At 73.6% G+C, this 25197-nt stretch carries 26 protein-coding genes; 14 read left to right on the forward strand and 12 right to left on the reverse strand.

The window, feature by feature from the left end; translation table 11 throughout:
• Position 1: 1 nt before the first annotated feature.
• From ACZ5GP_RS07120 to ACZ5GP_RS07135, 4 genes are all read right to left on the reverse strand, one after another.
• Positions 2-1024, reverse strand: a complete 1023-nt coding sequence (locus ACZ5GP_RS07120; RefSeq protein WP_468750154.1) for a FecCD family ABC transporter permease — start codon at positions 1022-1024, stop codon at positions 2-4.
• A 74-nt stretch (positions 1025-1098) separates the two neighbouring features.
• Positions 1099-2361 (reverse strand): MFS transporter, encoded by a 1263-nt coding sequence (locus ACZ5GP_RS07125; RefSeq protein ID WP_468749824.1) that lies wholly within the window; start codon positions 2359-2361, stop codon positions 1099-1101.
• Complete coding sequence (locus ACZ5GP_RS07130; protein ID WP_468749825.1) at positions 2358-3197, reverse strand: Rossmann-like domain-containing protein; 840 nt, start codon at positions 3195-3197, stop codon at positions 2358-2360. Before ACZ5GP_RS07130 ends, ACZ5GP_RS07125 begins: the two co-directional genes overlap by 4 nt.
• Positions 3198-3275: 78 nt before the next feature.
• On the reverse strand, positions 3276-4268 hold the full coding sequence (locus ACZ5GP_RS07135) for a pyridoxal-phosphate dependent enzyme (protein WP_468749826.1): 993 nt from the start codon (positions 4266-4268) through the stop codon (positions 3276-3278).
• Between the two features lie 175 nt (positions 4269-4443).
• On the opposite strand from ACZ5GP_RS07135, the gene ACZ5GP_RS07140 reads away from it, so the two are divergent.
• Positions 4444-5403, forward strand: a complete 960-nt coding sequence (locus ACZ5GP_RS07140) for a GHMP family kinase ATP-binding protein (RefSeq protein WP_468749827.1) — start codon at positions 4444-4446, stop codon at positions 5401-5403.
• 326 nt (positions 5404-5729) lie between these two features.
• Here ACZ5GP_RS07140 and ACZ5GP_RS07145 read toward each other — a convergent pair whose 3' ends face one another.
• The gene (locus ACZ5GP_RS07145; RefSeq protein WP_468749828.1) at positions 5730-7769 is read right to left on the reverse strand and encodes a heavy metal translocating P-type ATPase; all 2040 of its coding nucleotides are present in this window, start codon (positions 7767-7769) and stop codon (positions 5730-5732) included.
• Positions 7770-7896: 127 nt separating this feature from the next.
• Between ACZ5GP_RS07145 and ACZ5GP_RS07150 the strand changes: the two genes are divergently transcribed.
• The gene (locus ACZ5GP_RS07150; protein WP_468749829.1) at positions 7897-8265 is read left to right on the forward strand and encodes an ArsR/SmtB family transcription factor; all 369 of its coding nucleotides are present in this window, start codon (positions 7897-7899) and stop codon (positions 8263-8265) included.
• 369 nt (positions 8266-8634) lie between these two features.
• Here ACZ5GP_RS07150 and ACZ5GP_RS07155 read toward each other — a convergent pair whose 3' ends face one another.
• A complete protein-coding gene (locus ACZ5GP_RS07155; RefSeq protein WP_468749830.1) occupies positions 8635-8820 on the reverse strand; it encodes a CsbD family protein in 186 nt (61 codons plus the stop codon).
• 113 nt (positions 8821-8933) lie between these two features.
• Positions 8934-10160 (reverse strand): cytochrome P450 family protein, encoded by a 1227-nt coding sequence (locus ACZ5GP_RS07160; protein ID WP_468749831.1) that lies wholly within the window; start codon positions 10158-10160, stop codon positions 8934-8936.
• A gap of 183 nt (positions 10161-10343) precedes the next feature.
• Here ACZ5GP_RS07160 and ACZ5GP_RS07165 point away from each other — a divergent pair, with 183 nt between their 5' ends.
• From ACZ5GP_RS07165 to ACZ5GP_RS07190, 6 genes are all read left to right on the forward strand, one after another.
• Positions 10344-11177: a M55 family metallopeptidase gene (locus ACZ5GP_RS07165; RefSeq protein WP_468749832.1), complete on the forward strand. Its 834-nt coding sequence runs from the start codon at positions 10344-10346 to the stop codon at positions 11175-11177.
• Positions 11170-12534: a M20/M25/M40 family metallo-hydrolase gene (locus ACZ5GP_RS07170; protein WP_468749833.1), complete on the forward strand. Its 1365-nt coding sequence runs from the start codon at positions 11170-11172 to the stop codon at positions 12532-12534. Before ACZ5GP_RS07165 ends, ACZ5GP_RS07170 begins: the two co-directional genes overlap by 8 nt.
• Positions 12535-12585: 51 nt before the next feature.
• Positions 12586-14571, forward strand: coding sequence for an LpqB family beta-propeller domain-containing protein (locus ACZ5GP_RS07175; protein ID WP_468750155.1), 1986 nt, complete (start codon positions 12586-12588; stop codon positions 14569-14571).
• A complete protein-coding gene (locus ACZ5GP_RS07180) occupies positions 14568-15497 on the forward strand; it encodes a S66 peptidase family protein (RefSeq protein WP_468749834.1) in 930 nt (309 codons plus the stop codon). Before ACZ5GP_RS07175 ends, ACZ5GP_RS07180 begins: the two co-directional genes overlap by 4 nt.
• 195 nt (positions 15498-15692) lie before the next feature.
• Entirely contained in the window at positions 15693-15938 is a 246-nt protein-coding gene (locus ACZ5GP_RS07185; protein ID WP_468749835.1) for a LapA family protein, read from the forward strand.
• A 29-nt stretch (positions 15939-15967) separates the two neighbouring features.
• Positions 15968-16546 (forward strand): GNAT family N-acetyltransferase, encoded by a 579-nt coding sequence (locus ACZ5GP_RS07190; RefSeq protein WP_468749836.1) that lies wholly within the window; start codon positions 15968-15970, stop codon positions 16544-16546.
• Here the strand turns inward: ACZ5GP_RS07190 and ACZ5GP_RS07195 are convergent.
• Both ACZ5GP_RS07195 and ACZ5GP_RS07200 read right to left on the reverse strand, forming a co-directional pair.
• Entirely contained in the window at positions 16521-16862 is a 342-nt protein-coding gene (locus tag ACZ5GP_RS07195) for a DUF6204 family protein (protein WP_468749837.1), read from the reverse strand. The genes ACZ5GP_RS07190 and ACZ5GP_RS07195 overlap by 26 nt on opposite strands.
• Before the next feature lie 204 nt (positions 16863-17066).
• The gene (locus ACZ5GP_RS07200; protein WP_468749838.1) at positions 17067-17192 is read right to left on the reverse strand and encodes a hypothetical protein; all 126 of its coding nucleotides are present in this window, start codon (positions 17190-17192) and stop codon (positions 17067-17069) included.
• On the opposite strand from ACZ5GP_RS07200, the gene ACZ5GP_RS07205 reads away from it, so the two are divergent.
• Entirely contained in the window at positions 17191-19185 is a 1995-nt protein-coding gene (locus ACZ5GP_RS07205) for a DUF5107 domain-containing protein (RefSeq protein ID WP_468749839.1), read from the forward strand. The genes ACZ5GP_RS07200 and ACZ5GP_RS07205 overlap by 2 nt on opposite strands.
• A 30-nt stretch (positions 19186-19215) precedes the next feature.
• Here ACZ5GP_RS07205 and ACZ5GP_RS07210 read toward each other — a convergent pair whose 3' ends face one another.
• The gene (locus tag ACZ5GP_RS07210; RefSeq protein WP_468749840.1) at positions 19216-19572 is read right to left on the reverse strand and encodes a VOC family protein; all 357 of its coding nucleotides are present in this window, start codon (positions 19570-19572) and stop codon (positions 19216-19218) included.
• Positions 19573-19757: 185 nt separating this feature from the next.
• On the reverse strand, positions 19758-19835 hold the full coding sequence (locus ACZ5GP_RS07215; protein WP_372486533.1) for a 50S ribosomal protein bL37: 78 nt from the start codon (positions 19833-19835) through the stop codon (positions 19758-19760).
• A 179-nt stretch (positions 19836-20014) separates the two neighbouring features.
• On the opposite strand from ACZ5GP_RS07215, the gene ACZ5GP_RS07220 reads away from it, so the two are divergent.
• Both ACZ5GP_RS07220 and ACZ5GP_RS07225 read left to right on the forward strand, forming a co-directional pair.
• Positions 20015-20686, forward strand: a complete 672-nt coding sequence (locus tag ACZ5GP_RS07220) for a phage holin family protein (protein ID WP_468749841.1) — start codon at positions 20015-20017, stop codon at positions 20684-20686.
• A gap of 173 nt (positions 20687-20859) precedes the next feature.
• Positions 20860-22752, forward strand: coding sequence for a transketolase (locus ACZ5GP_RS07225; RefSeq protein WP_468749842.1), 1893 nt, complete (start codon positions 20860-20862; stop codon positions 22750-22752).
• Positions 22753-22810: 58 nt separating this feature from the next.
• Here ACZ5GP_RS07225 and ACZ5GP_RS07230 read toward each other — a convergent pair whose 3' ends face one another.
• Entirely contained in the window at positions 22811-23284 is a 474-nt protein-coding gene (locus ACZ5GP_RS07230) for a hypothetical protein (protein ID WP_468749843.1), read from the reverse strand.
• Between the two features lie 283 nt (positions 23285-23567).
• Here ACZ5GP_RS07230 and ACZ5GP_RS07235 point away from each other — a divergent pair, with 283 nt between their 5' ends.
• The 3 genes from ACZ5GP_RS07235 (at position 23568) to ACZ5GP_RS07245 (ending at position 25190) form a co-directional block, all read left to right on the forward strand.
• Positions 23568-23936, forward strand: a complete 369-nt coding sequence (locus tag ACZ5GP_RS07235; RefSeq protein WP_468749844.1) for a gas vesicle protein GvpO — start codon at positions 23568-23570, stop codon at positions 23934-23936.
• Between the two features lie 85 nt (positions 23937-24021).
• Positions 24022-24453, forward strand: a complete 432-nt coding sequence (locus tag ACZ5GP_RS07240; protein ID WP_468749845.1) for a gas vesicle structural protein GvpA — start codon at positions 24022-24024, stop codon at positions 24451-24453.
• A complete protein-coding gene (locus tag ACZ5GP_RS07245) occupies positions 24450-25190 on the forward strand; it encodes a GvpL/GvpF family gas vesicle protein (RefSeq protein WP_468749846.1) in 741 nt (246 codons plus the stop codon). The genes ACZ5GP_RS07240 and ACZ5GP_RS07245 overlap by 4 nt, the downstream gene beginning before the upstream one ends.
• The last annotated feature ends 7 nt before the right edge of the window (positions 25191-25197 follow it).

Consider the following 25197-nt stretch of genomic DNA (forward strand, 5'->3'; position numbering starts at 1 on the left):
CTCAACGCCCCCCGAACACATGCGACTTGCGGCGCATCAGCGCGATGAACACCGGCACCCCGACGAGGGCCGTGATGACACCGAGCGGCAGTTCGCGCGGGGCGACCGCCGTGCGGGAGAGCAGATCGACCCAGACCATGAAGACCGCGCCGACCAGCGGGGCGACGGCGAGCACCCGCGCGTGCCCGGCGCCGACCACCATCCGCACCAGGTGCGGCATGACGAGCCCCACGAAGCTGATGGCGCCGCTCACCGCGACCATCACGCCGGTGACCAGCGAGACGAGCACGAGCAGGGACCTGCGGTGCCGGTCGGGGTGGAGGCCGAGACTCGCCGCGGTCTCGTCGCCGAGCGCGAGCACGTCCAGCGCCCTGCCCTGGCGGTACAGGACGACCAGGCCGAGCAGCACGACCGCGGCGACGACGGGCAGCGCCCCCCAACTGGCCGCGCCGAAACCACCCATGGTCCAGTACAGGACCATGCCGGTCGCCTCACTGTCCGGCGAGAAATAGATGATCACGCTCATCACGGCCTGGAAGCCCAGCGACATGGCGACACCGGTCAGGACGAGCCGCAGCGGCGAGAGCACCCCTCGGTGTGAGGAGGCCGCGTACACCAGGAACGACGCGACGAGCGCGCCGAGGAAGGCGCCGGCCGACACGGCGTGGACGCCGAACGCGGCGAGCCCGCCGCTGACCGTCACCCCGACGGCGCCCACCGACGCCCCCGAGGAGACCCCGAGGACGAAGGGGTCGGCGAGGGCGTTGCGCACCATCGCCTGGATGGCCACGCCGACGGCGCTCAGCCCGGCCCCCACCAGCGCGGCGAGCAGCACGCGCGGCGTCCGGATCTGCCAGATGATCTGGTACGTCGTCGTCTCGTCGGCGCCGATCCGCCCGCCGGTCAGCGCCGCCCACAGATACCGGGCGGTCTCGGCGGGCGGCACGAGGACGGCGCCGAGCCCGATGGCGACGACGACGGAGGCCACCAGGAGGAGGAACAGGCCGACGCAGGCCAGGGCCAACGCCCCGGGCGAGGCGAGCTGCTCCCGCACGGCGGTCCGGGCCGGCGCGGGCGCGGCAGCCCGCGTGACGCCGCTCACCGGACCTCGCCCTCGGCTCCGTCGCCCCGGTGCGCGCGCGACACCAGGGCGGCCGCCCCGAGCGCCGCGACGACCAGCGCCCCGAACACCGCGGCGGTCCCGGGATAGCCGGCGAGGGCGAGGCCCGCGCCCCCGAGCGCCGCGCCGACGAACACGCCGAGGCTCTGGCCGGCGGCGTTGAGGCTCAGCGCCGAGCCGCGCAGTGCGGTCCCGCAGCGCCGCACGATGAGGCTGACCACGCACGCGGCGACGACCGCGTGACTCGCCGCGTGCAGCGCGGTCAGGGCGAGGGCGAGCGGCAGCCAGTGCGTGAAGTAGAAGCCCACGACGCCGACGAGGGCGGCGACAAGTCCGAGAGGGAGCAGCCGCTCCGTGGTGACGCGTGGCGCGGCGGAGTTGGTGAGCCGGCCGGTCAGCAGGTTGCTGACGAAGAACGCCGCGCCGCTGAGCGTCCACACGAAGGCGAAGAGCCCCGCGTCGAGGTCGAACCGCTGCTCGTAGAAGGCGGCGAGATACGACAGGTACCCCATGAAGACGGCGGTGCGCAGGAACCCGATCAGCAGGAGCGGCACCACGCCGCGCACCGCCGCGAGCGCCTTGAACGAGGCCAGGTAGCCGAGGCGTTGCGCGGCGGGCGTGTCGCTCGGCGGTGTTCGTTTCCCCCGGGCCACGAAGACGACCGCGAGCAGCAGCGACACGGCGCTCACGCCCAGCAGGTCGCCCTGCCAGCCCCAGTACAGCGCGGGCAGCGCGATGACGGGCGCCGCGAGCATGGCGGTCATCGACTGGACGGCGGTGACCAGGGTCGCGGCCCGCCCGGCGGCCTTGCCGGTGCCGAAGCGGTCGGCGGCGGCGGCCGTCAGCGCCGGGTTCAGGACGGCCGTGCTCGCGCCGATGAGCAGGCAGAACACGGCGAGCAGGACGAAGTCGCCGCCGGCACCGAGCGCCGCCGAGAGGCCGAGCGCGGTGAGCGCGCCGGCCGCCGCCCACTCCTTGCGCACCCGGTCGATCAGCGGGGCCAGCGCGGTGCCCACCAGGAGTGCGGCGAGCCCGCCGAGTCCGCGCAGGCCGCCCATCGCGGCGACGCCGCTGCCCGCCTCGTCGGCGATCGGCACGAGATAGGTGCTGAAGACGGTGAACGGCAGCAGTCCGACCGCCGAGGCGAGCAGCACCGGCCACAGGGCGCGGGCCATGCGCAGGTCGCCCGGCACCGCTTCCCCGGTGCCGGCCCGCGTGTCCTTGCCGGCGTCGACGCTCACGCGGCGGCTCCGTTCGGCGCGAGGGCGGCACGGTAGCGGTACATCGGCGTGGGGTCGGCGCTGAACTGGGAGAAGGTGAAGGGCTCCGCGTTCAGTCCGGTGACGCCGGCGCCGAGGAAGGCGCGGGCGACGGCGCTGCCGCTCTGGGCGTAGACGGTCAGCGGCACCCGGTGCTCCACGCAGTGCCGCAGGACCAGGTCGAAGGTGCCGTTGCTGAGCGTCATGCCGGTGGCGACCACGGCGTCGGCCTCGGCGAGGACCTCGGTCATGTCGTCGCTGACGGGGTCGCCCCACGCGGTCGTCCGCAGGTTGAGGTCGCAGGGCAGGCAGACGCCGCCCCGCTCGCGTATCGCGGCGACGAGCGGGTTGACCACGCCGATCAGGGCGACCTTGGCACCGGGCCCGATGTCGAGCAGCCCCGCCACGGCGGCGTCCCGGGCCTCGGCGCGGACCTCGGGCGTTCCGGTGGGCAGCATGACGCGTTCGGCGTCCTCGGCGTCGCGGTGCGGGCGCACCCGGGCCAGATAGGCGTCGAGCGCGGCGGTGCGCACCGGTGTGGACTCGTCGCGCAGGAGCTTGTCCAGGGGGTGGCCGGAGGCGTTCTCGCAGAACCGTGGAGCGAGTTCACCCGCCTCGAAGGAGCAGGCCCCGAAGGCGTCGCCGACTCGCAGCAGCAGGTAGTGGTTGTGGTACGTGACGTCGCCGCCCGCCAGCCGGGTGGTGTGGTAGAGCCAGAAGGCGCTGGTGACGGTCAGTTCGGCGGGGTCGGGGCCGTGCTCGCCCGCGAGGACGGCCTCGGTGAGCTCCGCGACGGAGCGGGGCGCGGGGTGGGACATGGGTGGGTTCTCTCCCGGGATCGCGGGTCGGTAGGGGGGTTCAGGGGGGGGGCAGGGGGCGCAGGGGGTTCAGGGAATTCAGGGGGTGCGGGGCGGCCAGGCCGTGGTGGACCACGGGTGGCGCAGGTCGTCGAGCGAGGTGACCTCGTGCGGCTTCAACGTGTCGATGTCCGGCGCCTGTTCGTGGTGGGCGTAGGCGCTCTCGACGTAGCGGTGTCCGGTGTCGGCGGCGATGAAGACGTAGGTGCGGGAGCCGTCCCCGCGCCGCTCCCACAGCGCGCTCAGATAGGCGGCGCCCGCCGAGAGCCCGGCGAAGATGCCGCCGGCGCGCAGCAGGGAGACCGCCCCGCAGACGGCGCTGTCGAAGTTCACCCAGTGCACGCGGTCGTACAGCTCGTGCCGCACGTTCCGGAACTCGATGGCGCTGCCGATCCCGGCGATGATCATGTCGGGGTCGGCGACGTGCTCGGAGCCGAAGGTGACGCTGCCGAAGGGCTGGACGCCGATGAGCCGCACATCCCGCCCGGCCTCGCGCAGATAGGTGGCGAGGGCCCCGGTCGAGGCACCCGACCCCACACCGCCGACCAGCGCGAGGGGGCCCGCCGGGAGGTCTTCGTCGAGCGACTCGGCGACCTCGCGGTAGCCGTGGTAGTGGATCGCGTCGTGGTACTGCCGCATCCAGTGGTACGAGGGGTTGGCGGCCAGGATCTCGGCGATGCGGCGCACCCGCAACTCCTGGTCCAGGCGCAGGTTCTCGGACGGTGCGACCTGCTCCAGCGTGGCGCCGAGTATCTCCAGCTGCACCCGCGTCGAGCGGTCCACGGTCGTGGAGCCGACGATGTGGCACTTCATGCCGTAGCGGTGACAGGCGAGGGCCAGGGCCTGGGCGTAGATGCCGCTGGAACTGTCGATGAGGGTGTCACCGGGCCGCACGGCACCGGTGTCGAGGAGGTGGCGGACGGCTCCGAGAGCCGAGTAGATCTTCATGGTCTCGAACCGCAGACAGGCCAGATCCGGTGCGAGGGATATGAGATCCGGTTTCTTCACCGCTTCGGCGATGTGCGCGTGCATGACGGGACCCCCGGTAGGGATGTGAGAGCTGGAGAGGCCGGGGGTGTGTGCGGCTCCCCGGAACGCCGAGAGCATCACACTAGATGAAAATGATTGTCAAGACCGGGTAAGGTCGCCGCACTGGTCCATGAGGAGCGGTGCGCCGTGCGCGCCCCGCTGTGTCGAGAGGAGTCGCGTGAAGCTGTCCCAAGAGGCCGGAGCGAGGGCGTGCCTGCCGCGGCAGGGGCCACCGGCGCCGTGGGCGGGTACGGGCGTGGGCACCGCGTTCGGCACCTTCGGCGAGCTGCTCCAAGGCGTGCTGCCGGAGGAGGACGGGGACTTCCTCGTGACGCTGCCCGTCGCCCGCTGGACCATGGCCACCTTCCGGCGGGAGTCCGCGTCCGGGGAGCTGGAGGTCTGGCCCCCGCACAAGACGAAGGCGCTCCGACTGGCCCATATGATCGCGGAGTTGGCGCCCGCGGGTGCCCGCTCCGCGCACGGCGGATCGCTGACCCTCAGCAGCGTGATCCCCGAGGGCAAGGGGCTCGCCAGCTCCTCCGCCGACCTCGTCGCCACCGCGCGCGCGGTCGGCCGGGCCCTCGGCGTCGCCATGCCCCCCGCGCGGATCGAGCGGCTCCTGTCCCGCATCGAACCGACCGACGGAGTGCTCTACCCGGCGATCGTCGCCTTCCACCACCGCAGCGTGCGGCTCCGCGCGGTCCTCGGCTCGCTGCCGGCCATGGCCGTGGTCGGCGTCGACGAGGGCGGATCGGTCGACACCGTGGACTTCAACCGCATCCCCAAGCCGTTCACCGCGGCCGACCGGCGTGCCTACGCCGGCCTGCTCGCGCGGCTCACCGACGCCGTGCGCGGCCGGGACCTCGCGCAGGTCGGCCGCATCGCGACCCGCAGCGCCGAGATGAACCAACGCCTGCGCCACAAAGACCTGTTGGACCCGATGCGTACCATCTGCCGGGAGGTCGGCGGCCTCGGCGTGGCCGTCGGGCACAGCGGTACGACCCTGGGCATCCTGCTCGACGCCACGGACCCCGCGTACACGCGCCGCGTGACGGCGGCGGCCCAGGCGTGCGGCGAGCTGGCGGGCGGCGTGACGGTCTACCGGACGCTGAGCTTCCGCACGACGTCCCCGTGCTGAGCTTTCGCGCTGTGCGCCGCCGTGCTGAGCTTTCGCGCTGTGCGCCGCCGTGCTGAGCTTTCGCGCCGTGCGCCGCCGTGCTATGCCTTCGCGCCGGGCGCCGCCATGCCGAGCCTTCGCGCCACGTTCCCGTGCCGAGCCGTCGCGCCGCGCGGCCCCGTGCTGAGCTTTCGCACCACGCCCCCGTGCGGGGGTGACGCGCACTTCCCGCCGCCGCGGCCACGGCGGTTCCGCCGGCAGGTGGCCGTCGGCGCGGTACCTCGACGCGTGGTCCGAGCGGTCCGGCGAGGGCGGCGGTCGCGTCGAACCGGAGCAGGGCCGCGGGCTCAGCGGCGCCCGCCGACCGCGTCGCCCTCGCGCGGCCACGCCGAACGGCGCAGCAGGCGCAGCCCGTTGAGGCCGACCAGGACGGTGGACCCCTCGTGGCCCGCGACGCCGAGCGGCAGCGGCAGATGCCCCACCAGGTCCCAGACCACCAGGGCGCCGATGCACACGGAGGCGATGACGAGGTTCTGCACCACCACGCGCCGGGCCCGCCGGGAGAGCGCCACCACCGCGGGCACGGCGACGAGTTCGTCCCGCACCACCACGGCGTCGGCGGTCTCCAGGCTCAGGTCGGAGCCGGTCCTGCCCATCGCGATGCCGCTGTGCGCGGTGGCGAGCGCGGGCGCGTCGTTCACGCCGTCCCCGACGACAAGGACCCGCTCGCCCCGCTCCTGCCACTCCCGTACGGCCGCTGCCTTGTCCTGCGGGAGGAGCCCGGCCCGCACCTCGTCGATCCCGGTCTCCCGGGCGAGCGCGGCGGCGGCCGCCGGGGTGTCGCCGGTCAGCAACACCGGTGTGCAGCCCGTCAGTTCCCGCAGCCCGGCGACGGCCTCGGCGGCCTTCGGGCGTGGCAGGTCGGCGAGGCGCAAAAGGGCCGAGGGAACGCCGTCGACCACGACGAGGACGAGGGTCCCGGCATCACCGTCATCCTCTGCGCCCCCACTCCCGTCCCGGTCCTGGGCCGCGCGCGTCGAGGCGTACGCGGCCAGGACCGACGTACGGGCGGCCTCGTCGGCCAGGAGCCGCTCCGGGCTGCCGACCTGGACGGTGCGGCCCGCGACCACCGCGCGGACGCCGCGCCCGGGAGCGGCGGCGAAGTCGTGCGCGCTCTCCAGCGGCAGCCCGCGCTCGCGGGCGGCGGCGACCACGGCGCGGGCGAGCGGATGTTCGCTGGGATGCTCCGCGGCCGCCGCCAGGGCGAGCACCTCGTCGCCGGTCGGGCCCGCGCCCGGCAGCGTCCGGATGTCCGTGACGCGGGGCGTGCCCTCGGTGAGCGTTCCCGTCTTGTCCAGGGCGACCTTCGTGACCGCGCCGAGCCGCTCCATCGCGACGGCGGACTTGACGAGGACCCCGTGGCGGCCCGCGTTGGCGATCGCGGAGAGCAGCGGCGGCATGGTGGCGAGGACCACCGCGCACGGCGAGGCCACGATCATGAAGGTCATGGCCCGCAGCAGCGTCGCGGTGAACGCGGCGCCGAGCGCGAGCGGCACGGCGAACAGCGCGAGCGTGGCCACCACCACGCCCACCGAATAGCGCTGTTCGACCTTCTCGATGAACAGCTGCGTGGGGGCCTTGGTCTCGCTGGCCTCCTCGACCATGGCCACGATGCGGGCGATCACGGAGTCCGACGGGTCACGGCCCACGCGCACGCGCAGCGCCCCGGTGCCGTTGAGGGTGCCCGCGAACACCTCGTCACCGGCCTCCTTGGTGACGGGCAGGGACTCGCCGGTGATGGTGGCCTGGTCGACCTCGCTGCGGCCGTCGAGCACGGCGCCGTCGGCGGGCAGCCGCTCGCCGGGCCGTACGAGAACGAGGTCGCCGACCCGCAGCGCGTCCGCTGCCACCCGCTCCCCGTCGCCGGCACCGCCGTCCGGGGGCAGCCGCAGCGCCATGGCGGGGGCGAGGTCGAGCAGGCCCCGCACCGAGTCCGCGGTGCGCCGGGTCGCGAGGGCCTCCAGGGCGCCGGAGACCGCGAAGATGACGATGAGCAGCCCGCCGTCCAGGAACTGCCCGATGGCGGCGGCGCCCAGAGCCGCGACCACCATCAGCAGGTCGACGTCCAGACTCCGCTCCCGCAGCGCCCGGAGCCCCGCGAGGCCCGGCTCCCAGCCGCCGGCCGCGTAGCACACCGCGTACAGCGGACCCCATGCCCAGGCGGGGGCCCCGGCGAGGTCGAGCGGGAACGCGAGCAGGAACGCGGCCGTGGCCAGCGCCGCCCAGCGCACCTCGGGCAGGGCGAGCAGCCGGGTGCGCCGCGCCCGTGCGGGTACGGCGGGGGAGGGGGCCGGGGTCGGCCGGTCGCCCACCAGAGCGGAAGACATCGGAGCACACCTCGTGGTCGGGGTCGTCACGCGCCGCGGGACACGGCGGGACCCACCATAGCGGAACACATGAAGAGGTCTTCACGTATACGTCGAGGAAAAGAGCGCGCCCAGTAGGATTGCCCCCATGGGACACGGAGTCGACAGCAAGATCACGCCTGCGACGCACCTCGACGCGGACTCCGCCGCCACCATCGCCGCGACCCTCCAGGCGCTGGCCACCCCGTCCCGGCTGATGATCCTCACCAAGCTGCGCCAGGGGCCGTGCGGGGTCGGCGCGCTGGCCGAGGCGGTCGGCATGGAACAGTCCGCGGTCTCCCACCAGTTGCGCCTGCTGCGCGCCCTCGGCCTGGTCACCGGCTCGCGGCAGGGGCGGCGCATCGTCTACAGCCTCTACGACAACCACGTGGCGCAGCTCCTCGACGAGGCGGTCTACCACATCGAGCACCTGCGTCTCGGCGCGCGCGATCTGCCGGCGCGGGGCGACCTCGACTGAGGGCGGCCCCCGCTCAGCGGTGTACGCCGACCCGCGAGCCCGGTCCGGGGCGAACCGGGCTCGCAGCACCAGTTCCTCGTCCTGCTCCCCCCGCCGCCCTCCCTGCGTGAGCCGGTCCGCGCCGTACACCACGAACGGCGGGAGCGCCGCCATGCCGGTGTACCGGAACGTGCCGTGCAGCAACGGAAACAGCACTTCCTCCAGCTGCCCGCTCGATCGTGCGGCGCGTGGTGGCGGGGCGACGAGTGGCCGGATTGCCAGGGGGGCGAAAGGACCCGGCCACATAGGAGGCGCGTGAGAGGACGTCGGCAACGCCATCGGGCGGCCCCCCGAAGAGGGCCGCCCGATGGCGTCGACGTCGTACGGCAATCAGTCCTTGGCGATGTTCTTGCCGACGTCCTTGGTCTTCTCCTTGGCCTCCCGGGCGTCGCCCTTCACCTGTTGGGCACGGCCCTTGGCGGTGAGGCGTTCGTTGCCCACGGCGCGTCCCGCGGCCTCCGCTGCGGCGCCGGTCGCCTGCTCGGTCTTGGCCTTGGCCTTCTCGTTGGCGGTCATGGTCCGCTCACGCTCCTTGGCATCGACATCATGTGCTGTCCATGCGTGTGACCGCATCGCCGCCGCGTAAACATGGATCACCGCAATCACTTCAATCACGGCAATCGCCGCAATCACCCCAGCCGCACGGGCAGCGCCCGGTGCCCGTTGCTGATCAGTGAGGGCAGCGGTCGCAGGTCCTTCTGCGGGACCGCCAGCTCCATGTCGGGGAACCGCTCGAAGAGCGACCGCAGCGCGGTGGCCACCTCCAGGCGGGCCAGCGGCGCGCCGAGGCAGAAGTGCACGCCGTGCCCGAAGGCCAGGTGCTCCTTCGAAGGACGGGTGGCGTCGAACAGGTCGGCGGTCGGCCCGTGCCAGTCGGGGTGGCGGTTCGCGGCGCCGTAGGAGGCAAGGATCGCCTCGCCCCGGGCGATCGTCCGCCCGTCCGGCAGGGCGATGTCCGCGACGGCGAAGCGCAGCGGCAGATGCTTGACCGCCGACTCGTGCCGCAGGGTCTCCTCGACGATGTCGTCCCAGCCGGCCCGCCCGGTCCGCACGTGCGCGAGCTGCCGAGGGTCCGTCAGCAGGGTGGCGACGGCCTGGTCGATGACGTTGACGGTCGTCTCGTACCCGGCGCTGATCATCAGCAGCAGCGTGTCGCGCAGCTCGGCGTCCGTGAAACCGCTGCCGTCGCCCTCCTCGTCACGGGCGGCGATGAGCAGCGAGGTCATGTCGTCGCCCGGCTCGGGATCGGCGCGTCTGGCCGCGATGAGCCGGTCGAGGGCCTCGTACAGGGAGGCGGTGTTCGCGGCGGCCTGCGCGGTGCTGAGGGTGGTGGAGAAGACGCCGTCGACCAGGCCGCGGAAACTCTCGCGCCGGCTGTCGGGGACGCCCATGAGCCGGCCGATCACCGCGATCGGCAGCGGGTGGGCAAGCGCCTCGCGCAGATCCACGTTCTCCCCGGCGGGCCGGGCCGCGAGATCGTCGAGGAGCGAGTCCACGATCGCCTCGACGGCGGGGCGCATGGCCTGCACGCGCCGGGAGCTGAACGCGGGTGCCACCATGCGGCGCAGCCTGCGGTGGTCGTCGCCGTAGGCGGTGAACATGTTGTGCACCGCCACCCACAGGGCGAGCGGCCAGTCCGGCACGGCCTCGGCGAAGTCCGGCCAGTGGGCGCGGGCGTCCTTGGAGACGTCGGGACTGTTGAGCAGCCGCTTGAGGAGCCGGGGATCACTGATCGACCAGGCGGTCACCCCGAGCACGTCCACGCGCGTGGCAGGCCCCCGGGCCCGTAAGGCCTCGTATTCGGCGTGGTGGTCCTCCCCGGCGGGATCCAGGACCAGTATGGGCTGTTCGGGCACGGCGGCTCCTTCGGGAGTACACGGGTGGTGAGTACATGGGCGGTGCCTACACGGGCGGTGCGTACACGGGCGGGCGGGCAAGGCATACCCGCGTCCGCCGCGCCCCCACCCTCTCGCTCTACACTCGCGCTGCGCCGTTGCCCTACGGTTTGCCGCTCCGACCCGAGGGGATGGTGGAAGCTTGTGAAGATCCTCATCAGCGCCGACATGGAGGGCGCGACCGGTGTGACCTGGCCGGCCGACGTGCTGCCGGGCACCGCGCAGTGGGAGCGGTGCAGGAAGATGTTCACCTCGGACGTGAACGCCGCCGTGCTCGGGTTCCTCGACGGCGGCGCCGACGAGGTCCTCGTCAACGAGGCGCACTCGACCATGCGCAATCTGCTCCTCGAAGAGCTGGACGAGCGGGCCCAGATGCTCACCGGACGCCACAAGTCGCTCTCCATGGTCGAGGGCGTGCAGCACGGCGACGTGGACGGCATCGCGTTCCTCGGCTACCACACGGGCGCCGGCATGGAGGGCGTCCTCGCGCACACCTACCTCGCCAACCAGATCACCGGCGTATGGGTCGACGGCGTACGCGCCAGCGAGGGGCTGCTGAACGCGCACGTCGTCGCCGAGTACGGCGTCCCCGTCGTGCTCGTCACCGGCGACGACCTGACCTGCGAGGACGCCCTCGGCTACGCGCCCGGCGCGCTGAAGGTCGCCGTCAAGGACCACGTCTCGCGGTACGCCGCCGTCTGCCGCGCCCCGGCCCGCACCGCCGCCGACATCCGCGCCGCGGCCCAGGAGGCGGCCCCGCTCGCCGTGCGGCACGCGCCGGTCGTGGCGGGCCCGTTCACCGTCGAGGTCGAGTTCGACGCCGAGCACCTGGCGATGGCCGTGACCGTCGTGCCGGGAGTGCGCCGTACGGGGGAGCGCAAGGCCGCCTACGACAGCGGGACGATGTACGAGGGGATCCGTACCTTCAAGGCGGTTACGACGATCGCCTCCGCCGCCGTGGAGGAACAATATGGCTAGCCGGCACCAGGAACAGGGCCAGAAGCCCCAGCCCGGGCATCAGGTGGACGCGCGGGCGCTCGACGAGGTCGTCACCTTCACCTCCGAGCTGATCCGCATCGACACCACCAACCGTGGCGCCGGCGACTGCCGCGAGCGGCCCGCCGCCGAGTACGCCGCCGAGCGCCTCGCCGACGCGGGCCTGACCCCGACGCTCCTGGAGCGCACCCCCGGCCGTACGAACGTCGTCGCCCGCGTCGAGGGCACGGACCCGGGCGCCGACGCGCTGCTCGTCCACGGCCACCTCGACGTCGTCCCCGCCGAGGCGGCCGACTGGAGCGTGGACCCGTTCTCCGGGGAGATCGGCGACGGCGTCGTCTGGGGCCGGGGCGCCATCGACATGAAGAACATGGACGCGATGATCCTCGCGGTCGTACGCCACTGGGCGCGCGCCGGGGTGCGGCCGAGGCGGGACATCGTCGTCGCCTTCACCGCCGACGAGGAGGCCAGCGCGGCCGACGGCTCCGGGTTCCTCGCCGACCGGCACGCCCCGCTCTTCGAGGGCTGCACGGAGGGCATCAGCGAGTCGGGTGCCTTCACCTTCCACGACGGGCGGGGCAACCAGCTCTATCCGATCGCGGCCGGGGAGCGCGGCACGGGCTGGCTCAAGCTCACCGCGCGCGGCACGGCGGGCCACGGCTCCAAGGTCAACCGCGCCAACGCGGTGAGCAGGCTGGCCGCCGCCATCACCCGCATCGGGGAGCACCGGTGGCCGGTGCGGATCACCCCGACCGTGCGCGCCGGACTGGTCGAACTCGCCGCGCTCTACGGCCTGGAACCCGACCCCGAGGCGCCCGGCTTCGACGTCGACGCCTTCCTGGAGAAGCTCGGCCCGACCGCCGCGCTCGTCGAACCGACGGTCCGTAACAGCGCCAACCCGACGATGCTCCAGTCGGGCTACAAGGTCAATGTGATTCCCGGGGAGGCCGTGGCCTACGTGGACGGCCGTTTTCTGCCCGGCGGCGAGGAAGAGTTCCGCCACACGCTTGACCTGCTGACGGGCCCTGACGTCGACTGGGAGTTCCACCACCGCGAGGTGGCGCTCCAGTCGCCGGTCGACTCGCCGACGTACGCGCGGATGCGGGCGGCCGTCGAGGAGTTCGCGCCGGAGGGGCACGTCGTGCCGTACTGCATGTCGGGCGGTACGGACGCCAAGCAGTTCTCGCGGCTCGGCATCACCGGCTACGGCTTCTCGCCGCTGAGGACACCGGAGGGCTTCGACTATCAGGCGCTCTTCCACGGAGTCGACGAGCGCGTCCCGGTGGACGCGCTGCACTTCGGCGTCCGCGTCCTCGACCGCTTTCTGCGCACGGCCTAGGAAAAACAGCCCGGAACACACCGGAACACCATGGGGGAAGTACAGGACATGATGCAGAACCGGGCCTACGGGTCATGGCAGTCGCCGATCGACGCCGAGCTGGCCGCCACCCACGACGGCGCCCCGGGGTACGTGGGCTTCGTCGGCGCCGAGGCGTGGTGGACCGAGCCCAGACCCACCGAGGGCGGCCGCCGCGCGCTGGTGCGCCGGCTCCCCGACGGCGCGGAGGTCTCGGTGCTGCCCCCGCCGTGGAACGTGCGCAGCCGCGTCGTCGAGTACGGCGGGCGCCCCTGGGCCGGCGCCGACCGCCCCGAGGGGCCGCTGCTCGTCTTCGCGAACTTCGCCGACCAGCGCCTGTACGCCTACGAACCCGACGCCCCGCACGCCGCGCCCCGGGCGCTGACCCCGCTGTCCGCCGTGGGCGGCGGGCTGCGCTGGGCCGACCCCGTGCTGCGCCCGGACCGGGGCGAAGTGTGGTGCGTCCTGGAGGAGTTCACCGGTGAGGCGTCCACCGACGTGCGCCGGGTCGTCGTCGCGGTGCCGCTCGACGGGTCCGCGGCCGAGGACCGCGGCGCGGTGCGCGAACTGTCCGACGGCGCCCACCGGTTCGTCACCGGCCCGCGCCTGTCGCCGGACGGCACCCGGGCCGCCTGGATCGCCTGGGACCACCCCCGCATGCCGTGGGACGGCACCGACCTGGTGCTCGCCCGGGTGCGGGACGACGGCACGTTCGAGGCACCCCGGGTCCTCGCCGGCGGCCCCGAGGAGTCCGTCGCCCAGGTCGCCTGGGCCCCGGACGGGCGGCTGCTGTTCTCCAGTGACCGCACCGGCTGGTGGAACCTGTACCGGGCCGCCCCGGACACCGGAAGCGAGGTCCAGGCCCTGTGCCCGCGCGAGGAGGAGTTCGCGGGGCCCCTGTGGCAGACCGGCCTGAGCTGGTTCGCGCCCCTGGACAGCGGACTGATCGCCGTCGTGCACGGCAAGGGCGCCACCGCCCTCGGCATACTCGACCCCGAGACCGGCGAGGTCGTCGACGCGGCCGGACCCTGGACGGAGTGGGCCTCGACCGTCGCCGCGCACGGCACGCGCGTGCTCGGCGTCGCCGCCAGCCCGCGCAGCGCGTACGAGGTCGTGGAGCTGGACACCTGTACCGGCCACGCCCGGGTCGTCGGCGCCGCCCACAGCGACCCGGTGGACCCCGCGTACTACCCGGAGCCCCGCATCCGCACCTTCACCGGCCCGGCCGGCCGGCCCGTCCACGCGCACGTCTACCCGCCGCACCACCCCGGCCACGTCGCCCCCGACGACGAGCTGCCGCCCTACGTGGTGTGGGCGCACGGCGGCCCCACCGACCGCTCGCCGCTCGTCCTCGACCTGGCCATCGCCTACTTCACCTCGCGCGGCATCGGCGTCGCCGAGGTCGACTACGGCGGCTCGACCGGGTACGGGCGCGCCTACCGTGAGCGGTTGCGCGGGCAGTGGGGCATCGTCGACGTCGAGGACTGCGCGGCCGTCGCGCTCGCCCTGGCCGACGAGGGCACCGCCGACCGCTCCCGGCTCGCCGTCCGCGGCGGCAGCGCCGGCGGCTGGACCGCGGCCGTCTCCCTGGCCGGCACCGACGTCTACGCCTGCGGGACGATCAGCTATCCGGTGCTCGACCTCATGGCGTTCGCCTCGGGGGAGACCCACGACCTCGAATCGCGCTATCTGGAGTCCCTCGTCGGACCGCTCGACGAGGAGCCCGCGCGGTACGCGGAGCGCTCACCGCTGGAGCACGCAGACCGCGTCACCGTGCCCTTCCTGCTCCTCCAGGGGCTGGACGACGTGATCTGCCCGCCCGCGCAGTCCGAACGCTTCCTCGCCAGGATGGAGGGGCGCGGCATCCCGCACGCCTACCTCGCCTTCGAGGGCGAGGGGCACGGATTCCGCCGCGCCGACACGATGGTCCGCGCCCTGGAGGCGGAACTCTCCCTCTACGCCCAGGTGTTCGGGCTCGATCTCGCCGATCCCGTGCCGACCCTGGAGCTCGGCAAGTGAGGGCGCTCATACGGCCCGCGCGCCTGGTGCCCGGCGCGCGGGTGGCCGTCGTCGCCCCGAGCGGACCCGTCCCGGAGCACCGGATCGAGGCGGGCCTGGACATCCTGCGCGGCTGGGACCTGGACCCCTTCGTCATGCCCCATGTCCTGGACCGGCACCGGGAGTTCTGCTACCTCGCGGGGGCCGACGCCGACCGCGCGCGGGACCTGGAGCGGGCGTGGTGCGACCCCGGTGTGGCCGCCGTGTTCTGCGCGCGCGGCGGATACGGTGCCCAGCGCATGGTGGACCTCGTGGACTGGGCCGCGCTGCGGGCGGCCGGGCCCAAGGTGTTCCTCGGCTTCAGCGACGCCACCGCGCTGCACGAGGCGTTCGCCACGAGGCTCGGCATCGCCACGCTGTACGGCCCGATGACCGCCGCCGCCGACTTCCTGAAGAACGCGGACGCCCAGGAGCATCTGCGCACCACCCTGTTCACCCCGGAGGCGGCCCGGGTGATCACCGCCAGGGCGGGCGCGAAGGCCCTCGTCGGCGGCCGGGCCAGGGGCGTCACGTTCGGCGGCTGCGTCTCCCTGCTCGCCGCGGAACTGGGCACCCCCGGCGCGCGGGCGGCGGCGCGCGGTGGCCTGCTGTTCCTGGAGGACGTCGGTGAGGAGACGTACCGCCTGGACCGGATCCTCACCCAGCTCCTCCGGGCGGGCCGGCTGGCGGGCGTCACCGGGATAGCGCTCGGCTCCTGGGAGGGGTGCGGGCCCTACGGCGAGCTGCATAGGCTCTTCGCCGACCGGCTCGGCGGTCTTGGTGTGCCGGTGGTAGAGGAGTTCGGGTTCGGCCACTGCGAAGGAGCGCTGACCGTACCGTTCGGCGTGGCCGGTGAACTGGACGCGGACGCGGGGACGTTGACCTTGGACACGTCGGCGCTGGCGTGAGCCCGCTCCTGTCTTGAGCCCCGCCCCTACTGGTTAGTAACCGTCAGTCGCCCACCGCCCAGGCCCCGCCCCCCCGTCACCCGCACGGCCCACCGCCCCACCCCGGGGACCCGCCCACCGCGCGCGAACTCCGGGTGGCTGCCCATGCTGGTCCCGGGGGAGGCCGGACGTACCTCTGACGGAAGGGTGCACAGCATGAGCCCCAAGACCTCCACGGGCGGCCCCCGGGGCGGCGGAGCGGGCGGCGGGCCGATGACGCCGGCCAGGATCGCCGTCGCCACGGTCGCCGTCCTCGCCCTGGTCTTCGTCTTCGAGAACACCCGCAGCACCAAGATCCGCCTGCTGATCCCCGAAGTGACCATGCCCCTGTGGATGGCCCTGCTCGGCACGGGGCTGATCGGTGCGCTGTGCGGGGCCTACCTCAGCGGGAGACGCAGGTGAGGGAGCCGCACTGCGGGTAGCGTGGCCCGATGCCCCGTACCCGCACCTGGCTCGCCGAAGGCCCCCGCGTCGGCATCCGCCCCTTCACCGACGCGGACTGCGCCGAATACACCGCCCGCACCCGCGAGAGCCGGGACCTGCACCGGCCCTGGCTGTTCCCGCCCGCCACGGACGACGCCTACCGCGCGTACACGGCGGCGCTCCACGAGAGCCCGGACAGGGCCGGCTTCCTCGTGTGCGAGCGCGACAGCGGGGCCATCGCCGGGTTCATCAACGTCAACAACATCGTCCGGGGCGCCTTTCGCAGCGCCGCCCTCGGCTACGGCGCCTTCGCGCACGCCCACGGGCGCGGCCTGATGAGCGAGGGGCTCGCCCTCGTCATGACCTACGCCTTCGGGGAGTTGGGCCTGCACCGCCTGGAGGCCAACATCCAGCCGGGCAACGCCCCCTCGATCGCGCTCGTCCGCCGTGCCGGCTTCCGCCTGGAGGGCTTCTCGCCGGACTTCCTCCACGTCGACGGCGCCTGGCGCGACCACGAACGCTGGGCCGTCACGGACGACATGCCCCGGTCGGCCGACGGGATCAGCGGCGCGAAGGCTTCCGGTTGATCTTCATCGTGTCCATGTCCGTCACCGTCGAACGCAGCGCCTTGTACCCGTGCCCCAGCTCCTCGAGCAGGTTCTCCGCCTGCTCCTCGGCGAGCGCCCCCGCCATCTCCTCGCCGTCCTCGGCGTCGCAGAGCACCTCGTAGCGCAGGGAGAAGTGCTTCAGCGCGCGGTCGTAGGTGAGCGTGCCCTCGGGCGTGAACTTCATCTGCGCCAGGCCGTGTTCCTCCACCTCGGCCAGGAGCGTGCCGCGCGACGCCTCCGTCAGCCGGTCCCATGTGCCCCGGACGATGACCCGGTAGGTGTGCTGCGTGCCCATGTCGTTCGCGCCCCTCTCGTGCCGGGTGCCTGGCCGACGGCCGGCCGAACCCGTTGAACAACGCAGGGTACGTCGCCGAGGATGGCCCGCATACGCAATTTCGTGCTCATCGACGCCCCCTCCAGCCTGGGCCTTCGTCCGCCCGCCCCCGGCACGGTCCCCGGCTGCCACCAGCTCGCCGGAGCCATGCGGGAGCGCGGCGTCCTACACCGCCTGGCCGGTGATCTGCTCGCCGACCTGCTCGTGGTGGCGTTCGACCGTCCCGCGCCGCCCTTTGCGCAAACCTGGCCCGAAGAACCCCTGGTCGGCGCCGCCCCGACCGTGTTCCATGGCGAGCGTGAAGACCACCGTGCGCCGTGCCGTCCTGGCCCTGCCGGTCGCCCCGACCGGTCCCGAGAACCCCCTGCCCCCGCTGTGCCCCCTGCGCGAGGCACGCACCTTGGAGGAGCGCGCCAAGGAGGGACTGCCCCGCGACATGGCGCGGCAGATCGGCCACGAGCCGCTGCGGGACGTCCTGCCCGTACGGGTCCTCGACGGGTACGGGCGCGAGCGGACCGACACGCGGCTCGACACGCTCGTCATCGAGAACGACCGGCTGCGCGCCACCGTCCTGCCCGGGTACGGCGGCCGGGTCCACTCCCTCTTCCACAAGCCGACCGGCCGCGAACTCCTCTACCGCAACCCCGTCGTGCAGCCCGCCGGCTTCGCGCTCAACGGCGCGTGGACCTCCGGCGGCATCGAGTGGAACATCGGCGCCACCGGACACAGCACCCTGTCCTGCGCGCCCGTGCACGCCGCCCGCGTGACCGCGCCCGACGGTGGCGAGATGCTGCGCCTGTGGGAGTGGGAACGGCTGCGGGACCTGCCCTTCCAGGTGGACCTGTGGCTGCCCGAGGACTCCGACTTCCTGCACGTCGGGGTGCGGGTGCGCAATCCCCACGACAGGCCCGCGCCCGTCTACTGGTGGTCGAACATCGCGGTGCCCGAGAACCGCAGGGTGCTCGTCCCCGCCGACGCGGCGTGGCGCTCGTCCTGCCCCGGCGAGCTGCGGCGGGTGCCGGTGCCGCGGAGCGACGGCGCCGACCGCACCTACCCGCTGCGCAGCGAGTACTCCGCCGACTACTTCTACGACGTACCGGACGGGGCCCGGCGGTGGATCGCCGCACTCGACGCGGGCGGGCACGGGATCGTCCAGACCTCCACCGACCTGCCGCGCGGCCGCAAGCTCTTCGTCTGGGGCACCGGCAGCGGCGGCCGGCGCTGGCAGGAGTGGCTCACCGAGCCCGGCACCGGCGGTTACGCGGAGATCCAGGCGGGTCTGGCCCGTACGCAGCTGGAGCACGTACGGCTGGAGGCGGAGTCCGAGCTGAGCTGGCTGGAGGCGTACGGACCCCTGTCCGCGCCGGCCGACCTCGTGCACGGCGACTGGGCGGGCGCGCGGGGCGAGGCCGAGGCGCGGCTCGCCGACGCCCTGCCGAGGGAGGCCGTCGACGCCGCCCACGAGGCCTGGCTGGCCCGCGCCGACGCCGAGCCGGGGGAGGTGCTCGCGGTGGGCGCCGGCTGGGGCGCGCTGGAAGTGCTGCGCGCCGGGTACAAGCTGCCGGGCACGCCCTTCGAGGAGTCGACGCTCGGCCCGTGGCAGGCACCGTGGCTGGAGCTGCTGCGCAGCGGCGCCGTGCCCGAGCCGCGCGAGGCCGCGCCGCCCGGCCCGACCCTCGTCGCGCGGCACTGGCGGGACATGCTGGAGACCGCGCCCGCCCACCCGCACGCCGAGTACCACCTGGGGGTGGCCCAGTGGCACGCCGACGACCGGGCACAGGCCGTCCGCAGCTGGGAGCGCGGCCTCGAACGGGCCTCGTCGCGTTGGCCGTTGCTGCGCTGCCTCGCCGTGGCGGACCGCACCGAAGGAAACCTGGAGCGGGCCGCGGACCGGTACGAGGAGGCCTTCGACGACTTGTGCCGGGAGCGGTGCGACGACGGCGGCACCTGGACGGCGGCGACGGCTGCGCTCGGCCGTGAGGCGATGTCCGTCCTGCTCGCCGCGGGCCGCCCGGCAGCGGCCCGCGCGGTGTGGGAACGCCTCCACGAAGCCACCCGCGCCGAAGGCCGCTTCCGCCTCCTTGAGGCCCAACTCCTCGGTGCGGAGCGCGATATGGCGGGGGTGCGGTCCCTCTTCGACGCGGGTCTCGAACCGGCGGACCTGCGGGAGGGTGCCGAGATCCTCGGCGAGTTGTGGACGGCGGCCACCGGCGGCGAGCCGATTCCGGCGCGCTACGACTTCCGGACGCGGCCGCCGAAGGAACCGACGGCCGCTTCGGGGTGAAGCGGGGGAGCGGGGGAGTGCCGTCGCGGGTCAGGTCGTGGCGGCGCGGCGGTCCACGTACTCGAAGACGGCGCCGTCCGGGTGCATCGCGATGAGGTTGCGGCCCACGGGCGTGGGGACGGGCCCCGCGACGACGCGGGCACCGGACGCACCCAGGACGGCGTACGCCTCGTCCACGTCCCGCACCGCGATGGTCGCCGAGACCTTGCGCAGGATCTCCAGCTCCTCCTCCGGGCCGCTCATCAGCAGGAAGCAGCCGACGGCCGCCACGGCCACGCCGCCGCGCTCGAAGCGCATCGCCGTGGCGCCCGTCAGCCGTTCGTAGAACGCGACGGAGGACTCCAGGTCCTCGACGCAGACGCGCAGCGTGGTTCCCAGGATCTCCATGTTCGGAACGCCCCCACCTCTGTGACCGGCCAACGGCCCCGCAACGATTTCATGATGGCCCGCCCCCTCGCCACCGTCTCCGGTTCGCCACCGTCTCCGGTGAGTGGGCCCCCGCGACGGCCGGGAGTGGCGGGCACAGTGGAGGGCGGCACCGTCCGGTACCGCCCTCCCACCGTCACCCGTCGTCAGGACTGGGGACGGCGGCCGTGGTTCGCGCCGTTCTTGCGGCGGGCCTTCTTCTTGCGACGTCGCTTCGAGGACATGGGTACCTCCGTGGTTCGGGTGGTGCTTCCCGGGCTGTGGACCCAGGCGATCACACGGCCCCTACCCAGGACATGATCCCATCACGGTGTGTCGTGCGTCACATGGATAACGGTTCTCGCATACGCCGACGCGCCACGGCCCGCCGTTACGCTCCGTGTTCCACGGGTACCCGACGCGCATGACTGGCCCCGACAATCCCCTGACCGGCCTCGGCAAGCAGCCGTTCGACAAGGCCCTGACCGACGAGCTGGTCCGTACGATCCGCGGCGAACTGCGGGAGGAACTGCGCGAGCAGACCAAGAAGCAGCGGCGCAAGGCCACGCTCTACGCCGCCTCCGGCGCCACCGCGCTCTACGCCGGCGCCGCGGTCGCCCTCGCCGCCGGTCTCGCGCTCGCCCTCGTCCTGCCCGACTGGGCGGCGGCCCTCATCGTCGGCGCGGCGCTCGGCCTCGCCGCCGTGCTGCTGCGCAAAGCGGCACGCCCTCGCTCCGGGCGCCCCGAAGCCCCCTCAGGGGCGCATGCGAACCTTCCGGGCGGCGTCCCTGCGGCCCCGGCGGGCGGTGCTCCTTCGGCCCCGGCAGGCGGTGTGCCGTCGACCCCTGCGGGCGGCGTCCCCCCGGCCCCTCCGGGGGGTGTCCCTGCGGCCCCTCCGGGTGGTGTCCCCGCCCCCACAGGCGGTGCTCCCTCGGCCCCGGCGGGCAACGTGCCCGCTGCCCCCATGACCGCCCCGGGCGGCCCCACCGCACCCGCGCCCCCGCCGATGCCGCCCACCGTGCCCGCCCCCGACGCCACCCCCGGCGCCGCGTGCCCGCAGGTGCCGGGTCAGTCGCCCGCCCCCGAAGAGCGCTGACCGGCCCCGGCTGATCTCGGCGCCGGTCCGCCCCCACCGGGCGGCCACGCCGGGCGACGGCGCGCCCGCCGCAGCAGACTGGCTCCTGGACGCCGCACTGCCGGGCCAGGCCGTACCGCTCGCTCCCGCAAGGACCTCCGCGACCAGGAGGCCCCGCACCACAAGGAGACCCCATGACCAGCAGTGAACCGACCGGCAACGCACCGACCGGCAACGCACCCGCCGGCGGGGACGTCGCCGCCCTCGCCCAGCAGCTGCGCGTCGACTCCGTCCGCGCCGCGGCGGCCGCCGGCTCCGGGCACCCCACCTCCTCGATGTCCGCCGCCGACCTGATGGCGGTCCTCCTGAGCGGCCATCTGCGCTACGACTTCGACCGCCCCGACCATCCCGGCAACGACCGCTTCATCCTCTCCAAGGGCCACGCCTCACCCCTGCTCTACGCCGCGTACAAGGCGGCGGGCGCGCTCACCGACGAGGAGCTGCTGACCTTCCGCAAGGAGGGCAGCCGCCTCCAGGGGCATCCGACGCCCCGCGCGCTGCCGTGGGTGGAGGTCGCCACCGGCTCGCTGGGGCAGGGCCTGCCCGTCGGCGTCGGCATGGCCCTGTCGGGCAAGCGGCTCGAACGCATCCCCTACCGCGTCTGGGTGCTCTGCGGCGACAGCGAGCTGGCCGAGGGCTCCGTCTGGGAGGCGGCCGAGCACGCCGGGTTCGAACACCTCGACAACCTCACGGCGATCGTCGACGTCAACCGCCTCGGCCAGCGCGGCCCGACCCGCCACGGGTGGGACCTGAAGGCCTACGCCGACCGCTTCCGGGCCTTCGGCTGGCACGTGGTCGAGACCGACGGACACGACATCGACGCCGTCGACCGCGCCTTCCAGGAGGCGGTCTCCACCGCCGGGCAGCCCACCGTCATCCTCGCCCGCACCCTCAAGGGCAAGGGCGTCTCCTCCGTCGAGGACCGCGAGGGCCTGCACGGCAAGCCGCTGCCGGACGCCGAAGAGGCGATCGAGGAGCTGGGCGGCGCACGCGACGTACACGTGGAGGTCCGCAAGCCGGCCGCGGCACGCGCCCCGCACGCCGAGCGCACCGGCCATCTGGACCTGCCCCGGCACGAGGTGGGCGACACCGTCGCCACCCGTGACGCCTACGGCCAGGCACTCGCCGCGCTCGGCAGCGCGCGCGGCGACGTGGTCGCCGTCGACGGCGAGGTCGGCGACTCCACCAGGACGGAGTACTTCGCGAAGGAACACCCCGAGCGCTACTTCGAGTGCTACATCGCCGAACAGGAACTCGTCGCCACCGCCGTCGGCATGGCCGCACGCGGCTGGGTGCCGTACGCCTCGACGTTCGCGGCGTTCCTCACGCGCGCCCACGACTTCGTGCGGATGGCGGCCATCAGCGGCGCCGGCATCAACCTCGTCGGCTCGCACGCGGGCGTCGCGATCGGCGAGGACGGCCCCTCCCAGATGGGCCTGGAGGACCTGGCGTTGTTCCGCGCGGTGCACGGCTCCACGGTCCTCTACCCGTGCGACGCCCACCAGACCGGCCGGCTCATCGCCCAGATGGCCGACCTGGAAGGGGTGCGCTACCTGCGTACGTCACGCGGGGACACGCCCGTCATCTACGGCTCCGGCGAGGAGTTCCCCATCGGCGGCTCCAAGGTCCTGCGCTCCTCCGACGCCGACCGGCTGACCCTCGTCGCCGCCGGGGTGACCGTCCACGAGGCGCTGTCCGCCGCCGAGCTGCTGGCGGACGCGGGCATCCCGGTACGCGTCATCGACCTGTACTCCGTCAAGCCCGTCGACCGGCGCACCCTGCGCGAGGCGGCCCAGCGGACCGGCTGCCTGGTCACCGTCGAGGACCACCGCGCGGAGGGCGGTCTCGGCGACGCGGTCCTCGACGCGTTCACCGACGGCGGCCCGGTGCCGCGCCTGGTCCGCCTCGCGGTCCGCACGATGCCCGGCTCGGCCTCGCCCGAGGAGCAGCTGCGCGCGGCGGGCATCGACGCCCAGTCGATCGCGGCGGCGGCACGGATGCTGGTGGAGGAGGCGGTGGTGCGGTGACGGCCGCGCGGTGACAGTGCCCCGGTGACGGTGGTGCGGTGACCCGCTGGCCGCCGCCTCACCGCGCCGCCCTGAACCACGCGTTCGCGGAGGGGCGGAACATCAGGGCCACCGCCATGAGCACGGCCGCGAGGTGCAGTACGCGGCTGCCGCCGAAGAGCACGTCCACGACGTCCAGGTTCCGCAGGGCGTCGCCGATGCCCTGCCCGTCGGTCGGCCATGCAGCCGGCTCGGACATCAGGGCGAACGTGCCGAGAACGCCGGCCGCCCCCACCAGGGCCGCCCGCGCCCAGCCGCCTCCCCGGCGCATCCGCACCGCGACCAGGACGACGGCCGCGTACCCGGCCATGCGCAGCGCCGGACCGCCGGTGAGAACGCCGGCGGAGGCGTCCCCCTCGGCCACGGCCCGGATCACCGCGAGCACCGTCTCGAAGACGCCCGCTGCGACCGCCGCCAGCCAGAGCGTGAAGGAAGCGCGCACGGTGCCGGGGGCCGGCGGCTCGTCCGTCCCGGGAAGTACGCGGGGCGGCAACCACGGCTCCTGGGAGCGCGGTCGAGGGCGGGGGCGGTTCCGGGGAGGAAGCGCGTGGTGCGCGCCCGGGCTGTGCGTCATGGCATGCCTCACTGACGGGGAGATCGCTGATCGGTGACATCGATCCTCCCGGCCAGGACGCCGCGGGGCACGCCCGCCGCCCCCCGGATCCAGGTGGGGCCAGCCACCCTCCCGACCAGGGTGAACACCACCCCCCGCCGGGGGATGCGGATCGGCGAGGTTTGGCCAAGGGACGCCGGGACACACGTATCGGGAGGTGAACATGGCCAATACGTCACGAAAGACAACAAACTCCAAGACAACCGACTCCGCACAGGACGAGAAGGACGAGAAGGACGAGGCGAACGAGCAGGGCGCGCAGGGCGAACTGCCGGGCCCCATGGCGGCGCTACGGGCCGCTCAGACCCAGCTCGCCGAACTCACCGGCATGACGGCCGAATCGGTGTCGTCCTTCGAACGCACCGAAGAGGGCTGGCTGTTGGAGATCGAGGTGCTCGAACTGGCCCGTGTTCCGGACACGATGAGTCTGCTCGCGAGCTACGAGGTGCGGCTCGACCCCCAGGGGGAGCTGACCGGCTACCGCCGGGTCCGCCGCTACGAGCGCGGACGCTCGGACCCGCACAGCAGGTGACACAAGCACCACCGACAGGCAAGGCACACCAGCACACCGAGCGCACACAGCACACCAGCACACCAACCAAGGAGGCTCAGTCGGTATGACCGTGGTCCCGGCACAACAGTCCGGCGGCGGAGGCGGCTCCAGCGGCCTGTACGACGTCGTGGAACTCATCCTCGACCGAGGACTCGTCATCGACGCCTTCGTACGCGTCTCACTGGTCGGCATCGAGATCCTGAAGGTCGATGTCCGTGTCGTCGTCGCGAGCGTCGACACCTATCTGCGGTTCGCCGAGGCGTGCAACCGCCTCGACCTGGAATCCGGGCCGAAGAAGGACCCGGGCCTGCCCGACCTGGTCGGCGAGATGACCGAGTCCGGCGCCAAGGGCAAGTCCAAGGGCGCGCTCTCCGGAGCCGCCGAGACGATATCGGACGCCTTCAAGCAGTCCCGTGAGGAAGGCCAGCGCCAGAGCGAGGAACGTCCCCGCGCCCGGCGCTCCACCACCTCCCGCCGAAAGGAGGAGAAGGAGTGACCACCTACGTCTACGGCATCACCCACAGCTCCCACCCCGCCCTGCCCGACGGCATGGAGGGCATCGGGAAGCCGGCGTGCCCCGTGCGCATCCTGAAGCAGGGTGAACTCGCCGCCATTGTCAGTGACGCCCCCGAGGACCTCAAGCCCAAGCGGCGCGACCTGCTCGCGCACCAGAACGTGCTGTCGGAGGCCGGCGCCGCGGGCTCTGTGCTCCCGATGCGCTTCGGCAGCCTCGCCCCGGACGACGACACCGTCGTATCCGTGCTCGGCGAGCGCGCCGACCACTACGCGGAGCGGCTGCGCACCCTCGACGGCAAGGTCGAGTACAACGTGAAGGCCTCGCACAACGAGCAGGCCGTGCTGCACCAGGTCCTCGCGGAGAACCCGGAGCTGCGCGCCATGGTGGAGGCCAGCCAGCGCCAGGGCGGCGGCAGCCACGAGCAGAAGCTGAAGCTCGGTGAGGCGGTCACGTCCGCGGTGCGCGCCCGGGAGGCGAGTGACGGCGTCGAGGTGCGGCGCGCCCTGGAACCGGCGGCCGAGGCGGTCGCCGAGGGTCCCGAGGGCACCGGCTGGCTCGCCAACATCTCGTTCCTGGTGAGCCGCAAGTCGTCCGAGGGCCTGCTCACCGCGGTGGAGGAGCTGCGCACCGCCCAGCCGCACCTGGAGCTGAAGGTGCACGGACCGCTGCCCCCGTACAGCTTCGTCGACCCGGGACCCGCTCAACCCGCGGAGTGACGGACGT

Source organism: Streptomyces sp. NPDC031466 (assembly GCF_055581265.1).

Excerpts from the sequence above, each read along its gene's own strand:
- ACZ5GP_RS07145 (WP_468749828.1), bottom strand. The coding sequence starts at position 7,769 with ATGTCTTCCGCTCTGGTGGGCGACCGGCCGACCCCGGCCCCCTCCCCC.
- ACZ5GP_RS07170 (WP_468749833.1), top strand. The coding sequence starts at position 11,170 with ATGGCTAGCCGGCACCAGGAACAGGGCCAGAAGCCCCAGCCCGGGCAT.
- ACZ5GP_RS07215 (WP_372486533.1), bottom strand. The coding sequence starts at position 19,835 with ATGTCCTCGAAGCGACGTCGCAAGAAGAAGGCCCGCCGCAAGAACGGC.
- ACZ5GP_RS07205 (WP_468749839.1), top strand. The coding sequence starts at position 17,191 with ATGGCGAGCGTGAAGACCACCGTGCGCCGTGCCGTCCTGGCCCTGCCG.
- ACZ5GP_RS07150 (WP_468749829.1), top strand. The coding sequence starts at position 7,897 with ATGGGACACGGAGTCGACAGCAAGATCACGCCTGCGACGCACCTCGAC.
- ACZ5GP_RS07220 (WP_468749841.1), top strand. The coding sequence starts at position 20,015 with ATGACTGGCCCCGACAATCCCCTGACCGGCCTCGGCAAGCAGCCGTTC.
- ACZ5GP_RS07130 (WP_468749825.1), bottom strand. The coding sequence starts at position 3,197 with ATGTCCCACCCCGCGCCCCGCTCCGTCGCGGAGCTCACCGAGGCCGTC.
- ACZ5GP_RS07135 (WP_468749826.1), bottom strand. The coding sequence starts at position 4,268 with ATGCACGCGCACATCGCCGAAGCGGTGAAGAAACCGGATCTCATATCC.
- ACZ5GP_RS07240 (WP_468749845.1), top strand. The coding sequence starts at position 24,022 with ATGACCGTGGTCCCGGCACAACAGTCCGGCGGCGGAGGCGGCTCCAGC.
- ACZ5GP_RS07185 (WP_468749835.1), top strand. The coding sequence starts at position 15,693 with ATGAGCCCCAAGACCTCCACGGGCGGCCCCCGGGGCGGCGGAGCGGGC.
- ACZ5GP_RS07235 (WP_468749844.1), top strand. The coding sequence starts at position 23,568 with ATGGCCAATACGTCACGAAAGACAACAAACTCCAAGACAACCGACTCC.
- ACZ5GP_RS07200 (WP_468749838.1), bottom strand. The coding sequence starts at position 17,192 with ATGGAACACGGTCGGGGCGGCGCCGACCAGGGGTTCTTCGGGCCAGGT.
- ACZ5GP_RS07155 (WP_468749830.1), bottom strand. The coding sequence starts at position 8,820 with ATGACCGCCAACGAGAAGGCCAAGGCCAAGACCGAGCAGGCGACCGGC.
- ACZ5GP_RS07210 (WP_468749840.1), bottom strand. The coding sequence starts at position 19,572 with ATGGAGATCCTGGGAACCACGCTGCGCGTCTGCGTCGAGGACCTGGAG.
- ACZ5GP_RS07190 (WP_468749836.1), top strand. The coding sequence starts at position 15,968 with ATGCCCCGTACCCGCACCTGGCTCGCCGAAGGCCCCCGCGTCGGCATC.
- ACZ5GP_RS07195 (WP_468749837.1), bottom strand. The coding sequence starts at position 16,862 with ATGGGCACGCAGCACACCTACCGGGTCATCGTCCGGGGCACATGGGAC.
- ACZ5GP_RS07225 (WP_468749842.1), top strand. The coding sequence starts at position 20,860 with ATGACCAGCAGTGAACCGACCGGCAACGCACCGACCGGCAACGCACCC.
- ACZ5GP_RS07175 (WP_468750155.1), top strand. The coding sequence starts at position 12,586 with ATGCAGAACCGGGCCTACGGGTCATGGCAGTCGCCGATCGACGCCGAG.